At 57.5% G+C, this 14,266-nt stretch carries 12 protein-coding genes and 1 pseudogene; 10 read left to right on the top strand and 3 right to left on the bottom strand.

Features of this window, described 5'->3' with window-relative positions:
- The first annotated feature begins 111 nt into the window (after positions 1-111).
- The 9 genes and pseudogenes from C934_RS0128755 (at position 112) to C934_RS34895 (ending at position 8,953) form a co-directional block, all read left to right on the top strand.
- Entirely contained in the window at positions 112-999 is an 888-nt protein-coding gene (locus tag C934_RS0128755; protein WP_018859979.1) for a carbohydrate ABC transporter permease, read from the top strand.
- Positions 996-1,892: a carbohydrate ABC transporter permease gene (locus C934_RS0128750; protein WP_018859978.1), complete on the top strand. Its 897-nt coding sequence runs from the start codon at positions 996-998 to the stop codon at positions 1,890-1,892. The genes C934_RS0128755 and C934_RS0128750 overlap by 4 nt, the downstream gene beginning before the upstream one ends.
- Before the next feature lie 5 nt (positions 1,893-1,897).
- Positions 1,898-3,121, top strand: a complete 1,224-nt coding sequence (locus C934_RS0128745; RefSeq protein ID WP_018859977.1) for an AGE family epimerase/isomerase — start codon at positions 1,898-1,900, stop codon at positions 3,119-3,121.
- 4 nt (positions 3,122-3,125) lie between these two features.
- Positions 3,126-4,190, top strand: a complete 1,065-nt coding sequence (locus tag C934_RS0128740; RefSeq protein ID WP_018859976.1) for an ABC transporter ATP-binding protein — start codon at positions 3,126-3,128, stop codon at positions 4,188-4,190.
- An 86-nt stretch (positions 4,191-4,276) separates the two neighbouring features.
- Complete coding sequence (locus C934_RS0128735; protein WP_018859975.1) at positions 4,277-5,311, top strand: Gfo/Idh/MocA family protein; 1,035 nt, start codon at positions 4,277-4,279, stop codon at positions 5,309-5,311.
- 635 nt (positions 5,312-5,946) lie between these two features.
- Positions 5,947-6,969 carry an extracellular catalytic domain type 1 short-chain-length polyhydroxyalkanoate depolymerase gene (locus C934_RS0128720; RefSeq protein WP_026372166.1) on the top strand — a complete coding sequence of 341 codons (1,023 nt, stop codon included), beginning with the start codon at positions 5,947-5,949 and terminating at the stop codon, positions 6,967-6,969.
- Positions 6,970-7,107: 138 nt separating this feature from the next.
- Positions 7,108-7,218 (top strand): annotated as a pseudogene (locus C934_RS34900) (adenylate/guanylate cyclase domain-containing protein); the annotation flags it as partial.
- 1,035 nt (positions 7,219-8,253) lie between these two features.
- Positions 8,254-8,736, top strand: a complete 483-nt coding sequence (locus C934_RS32840) for a glycoside hydrolase family 19 protein (RefSeq protein WP_018859968.1) — start codon at positions 8,254-8,256, stop codon at positions 8,734-8,736.
- A 76-nt stretch (positions 8,737-8,812) separates the two neighbouring features.
- Positions 8,813-8,953, top strand: a complete 141-nt coding sequence (locus tag C934_RS34895) for a hypothetical protein (protein ID WP_018859967.1) — start codon at positions 8,813-8,815, stop codon at positions 8,951-8,953.
- Here C934_RS34895 and C934_RS0128690 read toward each other — a convergent pair.
- From C934_RS0128690 to C934_RS0128665, 3 genes are all read right to left on the bottom strand, one after another.
- Positions 8,950-9,243 (bottom strand): DUF982 domain-containing protein, encoded by a 294-nt coding sequence (locus tag C934_RS0128690; protein WP_442965936.1) that lies wholly within the window; start codon positions 9,241-9,243, stop codon positions 8,950-8,952. The genes C934_RS34895 and C934_RS0128690 overlap by 4 nt on opposite strands.
- A gap of 1,025 nt (positions 9,244-10,268) precedes the next feature.
- The gene (locus C934_RS0128680) at positions 10,269-10,547 is read right to left on the bottom strand and encodes a hypothetical protein (RefSeq protein WP_018859964.1); all 279 of its coding nucleotides are present in this window, start codon (positions 10,545-10,547) and stop codon (positions 10,269-10,271) included.
- 647 nt (positions 10,548-11,194) lie between these two features.
- Positions 11,195-11,434 carry a DUF982 domain-containing protein gene (locus tag C934_RS0128665; protein ID WP_018859961.1) on the bottom strand — a complete coding sequence of 80 codons (240 nt, stop codon included), beginning with the start codon at positions 11,432-11,434 and terminating at the stop codon, positions 11,195-11,197.
- A gap of 1,082 nt (positions 11,435-12,516) precedes the next feature.
- Here C934_RS0128665 and C934_RS0128655 point away from each other — a divergent pair.
- Complete coding sequence (locus tag C934_RS0128655) at positions 12,517-13,884, top strand: IS5 family transposase (protein WP_018859959.1); 1,368 nt, start codon at positions 12,517-12,519, stop codon at positions 13,882-13,884.
- Positions 13,885-14,266 lie beyond the last annotated feature (382 nt).

The raw sequence follows: 14,266 nt of genomic DNA, 5'->3' as shown, positions 1-14,266 counted from the left end.
AGTTTTCGTCAACATCGCCCGCCCGGGACAACATGGCATCGTTCCGGGCGCTTCAAAGGGTCGGGGTTTGCGCCCCCGTGTGCGAAGCCGCTCGTCTACGAGGTCACCTGAATGCTGAAGCGCAAACGATTCCTCTTTGCGATCCTCGCGATCCTGCCGACATTGGCGATCTTTGCCTATGTGCGGCTTTATCCAATCGCCGACACGTTGAGGCTCAGCCTTTTCCAGTGGAACATCCTGTCGAAGAACAAGCCCTTTATCGGGCTTGCCAATTTTCGCGAGTTGACTGGCGATCACCTGTTTCTGGATGCGTTGGTCAACACCACGATCATTGCCTTCGGGGTGCTGATCCTGACCATCCCGATGGCGCTGATCATTGCCGCGCTGATCTTCCACCGCACGCGCTCGCGCATGGCCGGGTTTTACGAAACCGCCGTGTTTATTCCCCATGTCGTGTCGCTGGTCCCGGCCGCAATGGCCTGGAAGTGGATCTTCGATGCCCGCCTCGGGCCGCTCAATGCAATGCTGACCTTCTTCGGCATCCCGGCGCAGAACTGGCTGTTTGATCCGGTCCTCTCGGTCATCTGCATCATCGTGCTGTGCTCCTGGCAAGCACTCGGCTATGCGGTTCTGATCTATCTTGTCGGTTTCAAGAGCTTGCCGGTTTCGCTTTACGAGGCCGCCAAACTCGATGGCGCCTCGGGACCGCAGAGCTTCTGGTACCTGTCGATTCCGATGCTGAAGCCAATCACCCTTTACGTTTCGGTCGTGACACTGGTCTCGGGATTCAACGTTTATGCCCAGGCCTTCGTGCTTGCTTCCGATGCGCAAGGCGCGCCCGGGCGCCAGGTGCGGGTGCTCGTGCTCGACATGCTGGAAAACAGTTTCCGCAATTACCGCGTCGGCTATGCCGCTTCCGAGGCCGTCGTGCTGCTCGTTATCGTCTTGGTGTTGACGCTGATCCAGTTCTCCATGCTGAGAGAAAGGGGTAGGGCATGACTGTCGAACTTGCCATGCCCCATGTCGAACCGACTGCCGACGAGTTGGCAGAGGGACGGCGCCTGCGCCGCAAGAAAATGCTGACCAACCTTGCGATCGACGTGTTCCTGTTGACCGTCTCGATCCTGATGTTGCTGCCGCTCGTCTTCCTGGTTGCAAATGCCTTCAAGACGCCGGCGGAAATGCTGGCCTGGCCACCGACCGTCATTCCGCACGACCCGACGACCGCCAATTTCAAGACGGTTCTTGCTGACACGCCGCTTATCCACTGGATCGGCAACAGCATCGCCTTCGCGGTGATGTCGACGATTGCGATCGTCGCGACCTCGGCGATTGCCGGATACGTTTTTGGCAAATTCCGTTTCCGGACGATGAACATCCTCTTCGCGCTGTTCCTGGCAACCGCGATCGTGCCGTTCGAAGTCTACATGATCCCGCTCTATTTCGAGGCCAAGAGCCTCGGTATCCTCAACTCCGTCTGGGGCCTGCTGCTCGGTTACCTGGTGATGAGCTTCGGAATATTTCTCATCCGCCAGAATGTCATCCATTCGATCCCGGACGAGCTTCTCGAGGCCGCGCGCATCGATGGCGCTGGTGAGTTCTGGATCTTCTTCCGCATCGTGCTGCCGCTGCTTCGCGGCGCGCTCGGGGCTCTTGCCGTGCTTGCCTTCTTCCAGGCCTGGACCGCCTTCGCCTGGCCGATCATCGTGGCGACGACAAGGTCGAGCTATACGATCGAAGTGGGCCTTGCGCTCTTCCAGACCGGCTTTACCGTCGATCTTGGGCGCCTCAGCGCCGCTTCCGCCATCGTCCTCATCCCATCCATCCTGCTGTTTGTCATCCTGCGAAGGAACTTCGTTCAGGGCGTCGCCAGCACCGGTCTCAAGGAGTAACGGCAATGGCCTTCTTCGACGAGGCACGCAAGACCTATGTCGCGGCCAACGCCGGCACGCTTTATTGGGTGCTGCAGCGACCCGCGCTCGGCGGCGGTTTCTTGAATACAAAGCAGAACAGTCTGACGCTGAAAGATTATGACGGGCAAGACGGCATGCGCGGTCCGGATTACACCTATGGCTGGATCCAGGGACGTGGGTTGGAAGCACTGGTCGGCCACGCTGGGTTCTTCGAGCGGGAACTGCCGCCACTGGCCGAAAAGCTCGATGCTGCCGGTCGGCGTCTTTACGATGTTCTGGCGCCTTTGCAGATGTCGGACGGCCATGCCTATTTCTGCTACGACCGCGCGATGGACGCGATTTATGCGGATGGCACCAACCGCACCTTCGCGCAAGAGAAGCCGGCTCTGATCTATTCCTATTCAGACGCCTTCGTCGCCAAGGGGCTGGTCTCAGCCGCAAGCCGCTACAGTTTGCCTGCCGTTGTCGATCATCTCGCCTATTTCGACAGGGTCATCGCTGCAATTGAGAGCGGACATTTCCAGATCGACGAGCGTCGTCCACTGTCACTCGACAGTCTCGCCGACCAGGCCGATGATTTCGGCCCGCGTATGATCCTGCTTGGCGCTGCAGGCATGCTGAAGCGCTTCGGCCATACGGCGCATCTGGCATTTGCTGATCGTTTCATCGCCCATGTCATCGACCGGCACTTCGACCACGCGACGGGCCTGCTGCGCAATGTGCCACGGGAAGATCTCTGCAATGTCGGCCACGGCATCGAGTTCGCCGGTTTCGCGTTTGACTATCTCGATGACAATGCCGATCCGGCACTGATCGAGATATTGGAGCGCATCGTTATCTCGTCTTTCGACAAGGGTTTTGTCGAGCCTGGTATCGCATTGACCGTCTCGATTGCGAACGGTCAGGCACAGAGCCCCTATTGTCCCTGGTGGTCGCTCCCGGAAACGATCCGGGCAGCTGCGCTTGCTCATGCGCGCACCGGCAGTGCCGGCAGCCTGCGGGTTTGGAATGCAGCCCATGCCGCTTTCTTCGAGCATTACTGGCGCGGTACGCCGCCGATCGCCTACCAGACCATGACCAGGGACGGGCCGGTGGACTTCGTGCCCGCCACACCTGACCTCGACCCCTGCTACCACACCGGTCTTAGTCTGCTTGCGGCCATTCACGCCGCCGATTGCCTGCAACCGACAACTCGAAATTCAGGATAAACCCATGGCTTCCGTTGAAATCCAGAATGTCCGCAAGAGCTATGGCGACTTCGAAACCATCAAGGGTGTTTCCGTCGAAGTGCCCGACGGCGCCTTCGTCGTGCTGGTCGGGCCTTCAGGCTGCGGCAAGTCCACCTTGCTGCGGATGATTGCGGGGCTCGAAGAGATTACCGGTGGCACGATCCGTATCGATGGCCGCGTCATCAACGATGTCGAGCCGAAGAACCGTGACATTGCCATGGTCTTCCAGAATTATGCGCTCTACCCGCACATGACGATTGCCGAGAACATGGGCTTTTCGCTGCGGCTCGCCAAGACGTCGAAGGAGGAGATCGCCAGGCGGGTGGCCGATGCCGCGCGCATCCTCGGTCTTGCCGACTATCTCCAGCGTTACCCCAAGCAGCTTTCCGGCGGCCAGCGCCAGCGTGTCGCCATGGGACGTGCGATCGTGCGCAATCCCAAGGTCTTCCTGTTTGACGAGCCGCTTTCCAATCTCGATGCCAAACTGCGCGTCCAGATGCGTGCCGAATTGAAGGATATTCACGCCCGCTTCAAGACCACGACCGTTTACGTCACACATGATCAGATCGAGGCTATGACCATGGCCGACCGCATCGTCGTCATGCGCGACGGTATCGTCGAGCAGGTCGGTTCACCCCTCGACCTTTATGACAGGCCGGTCAATACGTTCGTTGCGAGCTTCATCGGGTCGCCGTCGATGAATTTCCTGTCGGCAAGGATCGGTGAGGACCGTCAATCGGTCGTGACGGAAAACGGCATCCATCTGCCTGTCGGGTATGAGGCTTCGGTCGCATGCGGCGGCGCCGTCAGCTACGGCATCCGTCCCGAACACCTCACGATCGCGCCGGGCGGGCAAGGCATTCCGATTGTGGTCACCAATATCGAGCCCACCGGCTCGGAGACGTTCGTTCAAGGCACCGTCGATGGCCAGAAGATCTCCGCACAGCTGCGCGAGCGTCTCTCTATCAAGACAGGTGAGGTACTCAATCTGACGCTTGCGTCGGCAAACAGTCATCTTTTCGACGCAGCGTCAGGCATGCGGCTATAGGAGATCGAGATGTCCATGCCGCCCATGTCTCTTCGGGCATGACAGAAGACCTCGGCTGGGAACGAAGGCGAAGGAGGAGCGAGGCAATGGCGAAGACAAGGGTCGCGATGATTGGGCTCGGTATGGCGGCGGGTCATCATGCCCGCGCCCTGCTGGATCTCTCCGACCGTGTCGAATGCGTGGCCGCCTACAGCCGGACGTCCGGCCGGCGAAAGGCCTTTGCCGAACAATTTCCGACCATCCCGACGAGCGATAGCCTCGATGCGATCTTCGCGGATCCGTCCATTAAGGCGATCCTGATCGTGACGCCCCCGAGCAGTCACCTGGAACTCGTCCGTCGCGCTGCGGCGGCCGGAAAACATGTTCTGCTCGAAAAACCATTGGACATTTCCCTCGAACGCTCCGAAGCGACGGTAAGGGCGGCAAGAGACGCCGGCGTACTCCTCGGGGTGGTACTGCAAAACCGCTTTCTCGACGCGGCGCTCAAACTCGATGAAATCGTCAAGTCCGGGCGCCTGGGCGATCTTGTGGAGGCATCGGCTGCAATCCGCAACTGGCGACCGCAAGGCTATTACGACGCCGAAGGCCGCGGAACGATGTCGCGCGATGGCGGTGGTGTGCTGCTCACCCAGGGTATTCACACGATCGACCTGCTCCTGAACTATGCGGGCACGCCTGCAGCAATTTCCGCATTCGTCCGCACAACCCCTATTCACAGGATGGAAACGGAGGACCTCGTGACGGCCGCCTTCTCTTTTGAAGGCGGTGCGATCGGATCGCTCAATGCCACAACTTGCGCCTATCCCGGACTGCCGGAGCGCATCGAATTGATCGGTACGAAAGGTACGGCAGTCCTGACGGGTAGCAGATTGGATGCAGCCTTTATTGATGGCACCAGGGAAATGGCGGGTGGCGAAACGATCGGAAGCGGGGCGGGGGCAAATCCGATGGCATTCGGCCATGAGATGCACCGCGCACTCATTGGAAATTTCATCGATGCGATCGAAAATGGCGGAAAGCTTCGCGTCAAAGGCGATGATGCGTTGAACGCTCACCGGTTCATAGACGCGGTCCTGGTGGCTGGCACTCGATCACTTCCTGACGCGCGGCTTGATCGCTGATGGTGGCGCGGCAGAATGGTCGCTGCCGGCGGCGCCGGCTACCGCAGGATTTACACCATCCAGTTACGCGCACTCACAACAGCGCGTTACGCGCTGTGGTTCTCCGACAGGCCGTGAGCGAGCTTTAATGGGACTGAGGTCCACCTATTGGATCAGGTGATCTATTCATATTCACTGACGACGGCCACGGGCCAACGTAGGTCTCGATCAACACCGAGGCGATGCCTTCGACCGACCGATGGCCCTGGTCGAAAAGCTTGACTGCTGCGTGGTTAAGAAGCCTGGATGCCTCTTTGTCCGGATCTACGTCGTAGTACCGATACCACTGCCTGACGGCTCTCGAGAGAATTAGAAAATCGGTGTCCTGCATTGCCGCCTCCTTCGAACAGGGAACAAATAGTGCCACGTTGCAGATCTTCAATCCTGAGACTCGATCACGAAATGGACGCAAACATCGGCCTCGACATTGCAGACCGTCGAAAGCCACAACCGGATCGAACGCATACGTGAGTTGTCCGTTTCGGTCTTCTGAAAGTGCTTTTGATCCCATAGGCTGGCTTCACTTGTCTGTCGGCGGCGGTGCCAATTCACGCCGCGGGGGGAGCGCCGATGACGCCGACGGAGGGCGTTTCCAGATGACATTCAAACTGCCGAGGTCATTTTCCAGGCTGCTGAAATCGCAGAAAATGTATCGAAAACTGCTTGCAAAGGCGCTTCGCACACCAACCCCAACTGCATCCAGAAAATGGCGCAGCCCGGTCGCATCGAAGCCGAAACTCAGCGAAGTGACTGGGTTCGGTAGCAATCCAGGACGGTTGACGATGAAGCTCTTCGTACCCGGCAAGTTACCGGCAAAGCCGCCATTGGTCGTGGTCCTGCATGGGTGCAGGCAGACGCCCGAAAGCTTGGATACGGGAGCCGGCTTCTCCAAATTCGCTACACTGCGGGGTTTTGTTCTCCTTTATCCTCAGCAGAACGAGACGAACAATCCCCAGCGATGCTTTAATTGGTTTCGGCCGAGTGCGGTGGCGCGGGACCGTGGCGAGTTGATGTCGGTCCGACAGATGATTGAGTACACATGTCGCCACCATCGAGTCGATCGGTCCAGGGTCTACATTACGGGCCTATCTGCTGGCGGAGCCATGACTTCGGCGCTCGTCGCCACCTATCCCGATCTTTTCGCTGGTGCTGCCATTTTCGCCGGGATGCCGTTCGGCGCGGCAAGGGATGCAATATCGGCTATGCGCGGCATGAGGTCCGGTATCAAGCGAGAGCCTCAGCAGTGGGGTGACCTGGTGCGCAGCGTTTCGCCAAACACGAAAGAATGGCCACCGATCTCCGTATGGCATGGAACGGCTGATAGTGTCGTGAATCCGCTCAATGGACGCGCCTTGGTCTCGCAATGGCTCGAAGCGGCGGACATGAACAAAGCGGCCGGGCAAACGAAACAGATGTCATGGGGCACTCTCGAGGAATGGAAACGGGGCGACCGTCTGCAGCTGTCATTCTATTCCGTTCACGGGCTGGGGCATGGGTTGCCGGGAAGGTTCTCAAATCAGAAGGAGAGGGTAGCTGATGCTTACGTCCTGCCGTCGGAACTGTCTGCGCCATTGGAACTCATGCGAGCATGGGGGTTGCGATCCTGGCGTGCCGTATGATCCGACGCGTTGTTTCGACGACGAGACTTCGCAAGCGCTGCAATAGATCGAAGTGGTCTAACTGAACGTTTTTTGAGGTTCTGGCGATATTTTGAAAGAATTTTTGGCTGACTGAGGATTTTTCGAGCGGGCAGGCTCCGCCGGGTGACTCTTCGAATTGGGGTAAATCTTGGCGATGTAGTTGCGGAGGGTGACGACCTGTTCGGCGACGGCGTCAACGTCGCGGCTCGTCTGGAGCAGCTCTGCGATGGCCGATGGCTTTGCGGCCATGGGCTTTACGGACGAGCAGATAAACGGGTTCTTCTTGGCTGCTTCGACGCTTTAAGGATCGCGCAATTCAATTACAGGAAGAACTGGCAGCCAAACGAAACGACTGCAATGGCCAATGGCATCGTTAGCGCCATGACCACGCTCTGCCAGTCGATTTGATACGCTTCAGCGCGCGCTTCCAAGTTCATTCGAGTTACTCCCCACATGAGGAGGAACCTAGCGAAGTCGGGGGCAATGTCGTCTCAAAATAAGTTTCTGGCTGTAACATTCAGCAGCGGGCTCAAGGCCGTTAACCCTTTCTGACCTCCCACAATCTGGAGCGTCCTATGGACCGCAAGCATTTTCTTCGATGCTACGCGAGCGTCGATCTTTGGCGGCTCGCTTGGCCAGTCTCAGGTGTTCGGCATGGAAACGATACTGGATGCCTGCGCAGAATAGCAGGTGTCCGACTGAGCCTTCTGCCTATCCGCTTTTGTCGGAAGAAGTCGGCATCACTGCCGCGACCTTGGAAGAGATCGCTGCGGTCGTAAACGGCGCTTATCAGCAGTGGCAAATCATCGGCGCGGCGATCGAAGCGGTGCGTCTGGGGGACGAAAGCTGCAATCGAGGCGGCTCCGACCCTATCCGATGCGGAGGGCGCGGCCGCCGCAGTGTGGCCTTAGAAGGGATATGCAAGGATGACGGGGTTCTGAGGATCACCCTCGCACAGCCCCTCTCACAAGCAACGCCTGCCTGCAAGGTTGTTTTTCGAGCATATCTCTTCCGCTTGAACCGGGTAATGACCTCGTTCGCGTTATCAGGTCATTCCTTTGAAGGGTCGCTCAGAACCGCAAAAAGCCCGCCGGGGAGGCGAGCTTCCTTTTGCATACTATTGAAGCTGACCGCATCATTGCTGTCGGGCTCATAGGGACACAACTGGCCGTAGATAGCACCTCATCCAATAGAGGTATGCGGCCCAACCTCTACGCGAAGCGAACTTCTTCGCACGCCTGACCTCACAATTTGGAGCTTTAAATGGATCGTACAGCGTGCTTCGCTGCGCTGCGCCGTCGAACGTCTGGCGTTTTCGGCACGTCTCTCAGCCAGTCGCAGGTCGACGGCATCAACGGCATTCTGGATGCCTTCGCCACTCATGGAGATGGACGAGACAAGACGCTCGCCTATGCTCTCGTCACGGCCTACCACGAGACCGGCGCCCGCATGGTTCCAGTAAGAGAGGGTTTTGCCAAGGATGACGTCAGCGCTCGCCGGATCGTCGCCAAGCGCGAGTATGGCCAGCCTGCGGGCAAATACGGCCATGTGTTCTATGGGAGGGGTCAGGTCCAATTGACCTGGCTGAAGAACTGCGTCGCGTCGTCGAAAGACGCTGGCTATGATCTCGTCGCCTATCCCGACAAGATGCTTGATCCGGTCATCTCTGCCCGCGTGATGATCAAGGGGCTGTTGGACGGCCGATGGAATGGGGCGGGGAAAGGGATTGCACCTACCTGCCCATAAACGGCCCTGATGACCTCAAGAACGCGCGCCGCACGGTCAACGTCAAGGCAATCGGAAGGACGAGCAGTTCAAGAACATGGACATGCGGTTCACGTCGATCGACAAGAAGATTGAAGCCATCAACGCAACCTTATCTCGCATCATGTGGCTTGTGCTGGGCGGCATTATCATGGGGGCGGTCGGCTTCATGCTAAAGGGCGGGTTCAATCTGCCCTAGCGCTTATTCGGCTTCTCCCGCTTCGGTGGAGGCTCAAACCTCTCATGATTCCCATCGACAGCGATTTCCGATGCGTTCGCCGCCATAATGAAGGCCTCCCGCGCCGCCGCGGCATTGGACTGTCGTTCCAGAGCCCGATGGCAAGACGCCACAGCAACGCGCCACGCGTCTCCGCGCCTGTCTTCCGGCCAACCCTCCACAAGCAGCTTGCTCATGTCGTGGACCGAGGTCACGACCCGGAACCCGCCAGCCTCCACGCCTATGGCTATCCCAAACCAGCGGATTGGCATTTCTAACGGGTCGGGCATCTCATCCTCCAAACACCCAAGATCCCAGCATCCAGAAAGATATCCAGATCAAGGCTAAAGCGCCGACGACGAGGAGGAAGGCGAATATCACGCTGGGGATCTCGAAGCGGTTCACGGCTCTTCCTCGCTGGCGAAATTCCCGAACAGCATCTCCCCGCCTTCACTCCACAATGAGAGCACTTCAACCAGGGCTGTATCTCTTCAATATACGCCTGCCTCAGTCGTTCCGGCAGGGTGTTTCTGTCGAATGGCTGTTGTCTTCCGTAGGCATGGCACTTCACCTGGATATCGACGTGGTGCGGGGCGCACTGGAGAGAGCGGGGGGGCCATCCCATGGATACGAATCGCATGCGTGCATCCTCAAAGGATCGACCGCCGCATGTCGATGGGTTGGCCCTGAAGCCTCAGGATACGGATGTATTGTAATCCGTCTGGTCTTGATGGCTGCATTGGGACGCCGATTAAAACAGGGAGGTTCATGAGAGGGTCAGAACCTCCCTGCCATTATTCTTGAAGAGAAGTCTCGTTGGCGGCGGGGATCCGCGAGTCGAACCTTCACTTCGTCGCATCCCAGGTTGCGGCGATCCTAATATACACTTACTCGGAAAAGTGGTCTAACTATTCAAAGGTATTAATCGGCTGCAAGCTACGGCGTCTGATCCAAGGTTGGACCGAGACGCTCATTTCAACAAAGCTTAGCAAGACGCCTCGGCAAGCAGAGCTACCTGTTTTCCTTTAATAGCAAATCGCCCGGTTTCCATGCCGCGCGGAATCATCCAAGAGAGGTTGGAACGAAAGCGCGCCCTATCCGTTTTGGGGTCGGGCTTTGCTTAATCTCTCCCAGCAAAGCCTCAATGTTCCATTGCCCCGCAACCGCGACTGCCGGGTTCAAATACAAACTCCCACCCCGCTTCCTTCAGCGGGGTTTTTTCTGTTAGCGGCCTTGCGTGGAACTTGGCCTCGCTCGGCGGCCGCCGACAAAAATTGGGGGGTCGCACGCGGGACTTTTACGAAAGCGGGCGGCCTTGAATAGAAGCCCGTGTTCGCTCGAAACTGGGCGGCGAAATTGGCGACATTATGCTGCCAAAGTGCCTCTCGAGTTCCATAGTCAGATCTTCTTCTGATGTCATGCCACGGTGAAAAAGCCCGACGAGCAGTTTCGCTGCGACGTTATAGCTTTTGGGATTGGAAACGCTGTTGGCCGGGCCGTAGCCAGCCGCATCCAATACGCCTTGCAGCATGAGGAGGTCTTTTGATTTCAGGACGACGTGCAGTTCGGAAGACATCTGGTCCTCCTTCTTTTGGGGCGAGGGCATTTCGCCCCGAAGCAGCAGCGCCCGTAAAATAGACTGCTGACCTACAGACCATGCTCCACGCTCTTTCCGCACGCAACTTAATTCATGCAATCAATGTTTTTATTCGTCCTTTATAACAAAACCAAAGATTGACGTTGCGTTTGATGCGAGGAGTGTCTATATGGCGGCTATCGGCATTGCTGATGAGCGCTGGAACATGTCTGTCGCTCGCAATCGCCGCAATCGCTTTCTGCTTTTGACCACGGATGTACTGGCATTGGTATGAGTAGCGATGTGAGGAAGGTCGGTGCGGTTTAGCCCCGGCCTTTTTTGTTTGCCGAGATAGGCGCCAGGTCTCAGCGCTCACGCCTGATTTTTCCGGTCGCGAGGAAAAACAGGTGCCCGCAAGGGTTCTGGCGAGCGGAGCCCTTCGGCAGTTTACAGTTTGGAAAGTGAAACGACGCAGACCGGAATATCTTGCCGTTCCATCTTTTCAGCGAACAACGTTGAGCTTTGTTCCGAGCAACCAATGTCGCGCATGGAAAAGATCCGATAGTGATTTCCCTCATATGCATCGCCATTGGCGTGGCTGACTGAGCGCTTTGCTGCAGTCACAAAGCTGGTTGGGCGAGATTCGCCTAGGCGTGCCGGAACACTACCTTTGCATCAAGAGCCGCTGCAAGGAATGCGGATTGGGCTTCTCTCTGGGTTACTCCCCCTGCCATGGTACCAGCGCAGGCCTGCATCGCCGAGAAGAAAGCGCGGCCTTGTGTCACCGGCCAGTTCGCAAATAGCATTTCCAGGGCTTCATCTGCGGATGCAATGGTGTGCAGCACATGGTTGCGTTCAACAACTAAAACGACCCAATCTGACGACACAGGGTCTCCGATTCCGCTTCAAAGGGATATACACTGATCGATCGGCAGCCACTCTTTAAACCCCGCCCGTGACACGTTGTTCCCGCTATTCAGCGGGTAGACGAAGAAGGAGCAATTCCAGCAACTCTCGAGGCGTGAGCGTCGAATTCGACGACATGAGCTCGATGGCGACATTTGCGGCGCCCCGAGCCTGAATGCTTTCAGGATCGGTTCGGGTCGCCGTGCACCAATTCTGGACGCAAGTGGCCGCCGTTTCCAGATGGGCGTCGGTTAGATCAATGTCTGTGAGGAAGTTCATCTCACGGTTCCCGCTCAAGGCGAGAGCACGTCGTATCTCTCAATCGGCTCTGCCTTGGAAAACAAAAAGGGGCCGACTAGAAGTCGATACGACAATTCATCGACGCATGAAAGGAACGAAAAGTTTACACCGCCCCGAGCGGTTCTTGACGTTAATGCGGTCACACATTGCCTCAGCTCATTTTTCAGTCTCGCGACAAATGTCTCACCATCAAGCGCGCGCCCTTGTGCCCCCGCTTGCACCGCATGAGGCCGGCGAGTTGACAAAGCGTCAATCCCTTCCCAACCTTCCACCGCTTGAACGCTCTAGTTCAGACCCACCTTTCCAGTCACACGAACTCCATCCCGCTTCCTTCGGCGGTTTTTTCTGTTAGCCGCCCTTCCGGATCACACGTTGTGCTATCGGAACGCTTTAACCGGCACCCCGCCCGAACGCAGCCATTCGGTAGTCGCCGCCTGGGCGTTCGATGTAACAAGGAGAGATGCCGTAAATAACGCGGACTCCAACATCATTCGGCCCACAATTTGGGATTGAATGAGCGCTCTCGTTGACTTCGCGTCAAGCGGGAGAGACGCGGCCATGGCACCGCTCGCGCGTCCATAAATCGTCGGCCGTGAAGTATCCGGAAGCGATTGATGTTTCGCGTATATTTGACGCCACTCAGTAATCGATATCGCAAGATATGGCATGTTTTTGATCTGTTTTCTTGCGATTTCAGATTTCGGTTTTCCCAGCCATCGAAGCGTGATTCACTTCCGATATCGCGATGAATCGGAGCTGGTGGATGTCCAAGCCTGTTGAACGACGCGAGACGGGAGAAGGTGATCTGTTCCGATCCCGCCTCGACCAGATCATCGACATGAAGCACGAACTCGTGCAGTTGGCGCAGACCATCGACTGGTCGTTTCTGGCAGAACGGTTTGGCGAGGTTTATTCGGATGGACCTGGCATGCCACCCTTGCCGACCCGGCTGATGGCAGGGCTGGCAATTCTCAAACATACGTTCAACCTGTCGGATGAGGCAGTCTGCGCCCGCTATCTCGACAGCCCATATTTTCAGTATTTCTGTGGCGAGACGTTCTTCCAGCACACATTACCCTTCGACCGTTCGTCGCTGACACGCTGGCGCCAGCGCATGGGCGAGGAGCGGATGAAGGCTTTGCTGCAAGAAAGCCTCTCGGTGGCGGTCAACAGTGGCGCGATGAAGCCAACAGACACCCGACAGGTGATTGTCGATACCACTGTCCAACCAAAGAACGTGGTGTTTCCCACCGATGCCAAGCTCCTTCACCGAGCACGGGAGCGGCTCGTGCGGGCGGCCAGGAAGGCAGGGCTCAGCCTGCGCCAATCCTACGTGCGGCTCGGCAAGTATGCGCTTATCCAGCATCAGCGCTATGCCCATGCCAAGCAATTCAAGCGCGCCGGCAAGGCGTTGCGCAAGCTGAAGACGTATCTGGGACGCGTCGTGCGCGATATCGAGCGTGAGATCGCCGGCGACGAGCAACTCAAGGCAATCTTCATCTGGCCGCTCTATCAGGCAAAAACCGTTCTGGAGCAGAAGCAGCGTCAGCGCGGTCGCAAGATCTACAGCCTGCACGCCGACGAAGTTGAGTGCATCGGCAAGGGAAAAGCACACAAACCATACGAGTTTGGCGTCAAGGTCTCGGTGGCCACGACACTGAACCGCTCCAAGGGCGGCCAGTTTGCCCTGCACGCCATGGCACTGCCGGGCAACCCCTACGATGGGCACACCCTCGAGACCATCATCCCCGACATCGAAGAGACCATTGGCAATGAGCTGTCCCGCATCCTGGCTGATGCCGGATATCGCGGCCACAATGCACCTGAGAGCCACAAGCTCAGGGTCTTCACCAGTGGTCAAAAGCGCCGCGTGACGCCCGCAATCAAGCGACAAATGCGACGACGGTCAGCCGTCGAGCCCGTCATCGGCCACATCAAGAACGAGCATCGGATGGATCGCAATTATCTCGCCGGAAAACAAGGAGATGCAATCAATGCCGTTCTGGCTGCCGTTGGCTACAACTTCTCGCTCCTGCTCAACTGGTTCAGGAACATTTTGTGCCTGATAGCCGCCATGCTCTGCGCATTCCCTGCCGCGATCCCCGCAGCTTGCCACGTAAAACCATCCTGAAACGATCGCCCTGCATTGTGGCGACCAATAAACTTGCCGTCACAACGAAAAAACGAAAACCGCGTTCTTCACGGTCGACTAAATCAGCCCTGCTTCCTTAACTGGTGGCGGGGCTTATACATTGCGAGGCCGGTGCATCGGTTATGATGCACCGGCCTCGTTTGCCATTGAGGTGATTGCAACACCGCAGTGACGATGCGCAGAGCGGTTGGTCCTAGCGGGCCTGAACTTTCGTTCGTAAAAAAGCAGAACCCTTTGCGCATTTCGAGGCTTCGTCGAACCGTTGAGAGAGCTTCGCGCTCGCGTATAAGGGAGACATCGCCTCATGACCTATACTAGCCGCTTTATCGGCATCGACATATCGAAATCGTCCTTCGACATC

The organism is Rhizobium sp. 42MFCr.1 (assembly GCF_000377185.1).
Classification (GTDB): domain Bacteria; phylum Pseudomonadota; class Alphaproteobacteria; order Rhizobiales; family Rhizobiaceae; genus Rhizobium; species Rhizobium altiplani.
Note: the sequence above shows the minus strand (reverse complement) of the source record. Positions and strands in the feature narration are given on the sequence as shown.

Excerpts from the sequence above, each read along its gene's own strand:
- C934_RS0128735 (WP_018859975.1), top strand. The coding sequence starts at position 4,277 with ATGGCGAAGACAAGGGTCGCGATGATTGGGCTCGGTATGGCGGCGGGT.
- C934_RS0128680 (WP_018859964.1), bottom strand. The coding sequence starts at position 10,547 with ATGTCTTCCGAACTGCACGTCGTCCTGAAATCAAAAGACCTCCTCATG.
- C934_RS0128655 (WP_018859959.1), top strand. The coding sequence starts at position 12,517 with ATGTCCAAGCCTGTTGAACGACGCGAGACGGGAGAAGGTGATCTGTTC.
- C934_RS32840 (WP_018859968.1), top strand. The coding sequence starts at position 8,254 with ATGGATCGTACAGCGTGCTTCGCTGCGCTGCGCCGTCGAACGTCTGGC.
- C934_RS0128745 (WP_018859977.1), top strand. The coding sequence starts at position 1,898 with ATGGCCTTCTTCGACGAGGCACGCAAGACCTATGTCGCGGCCAACGCC.
- C934_RS0128750 (WP_018859978.1), top strand. The coding sequence starts at position 996 with ATGACTGTCGAACTTGCCATGCCCCATGTCGAACCGACTGCCGACGAG.
- C934_RS0128755 (WP_018859979.1), top strand. The coding sequence starts at position 112 with ATGCTGAAGCGCAAACGATTCCTCTTTGCGATCCTCGCGATCCTGCCG.
- C934_RS0128740 (WP_018859976.1), top strand. The coding sequence starts at position 3,126 with ATGGCTTCCGTTGAAATCCAGAATGTCCGCAAGAGCTATGGCGACTTC.
- C934_RS34895 (WP_018859967.1), top strand. The coding sequence starts at position 8,813 with ATGGACATGCGGTTCACGTCGATCGACAAGAAGATTGAAGCCATCAAC.
- C934_RS0128690 (WP_442965936.1), bottom strand. The coding sequence starts at position 9,243 with ATGCCAATCCGCTGGTTTGGGATAGCCATAGGCGTGGAGGCTGGCGGG.
- C934_RS0128720 (WP_026372166.1), top strand. The coding sequence starts at position 5,947 with ATGACATTCAAACTGCCGAGGTCATTTTCCAGGCTGCTGAAATCGCAG.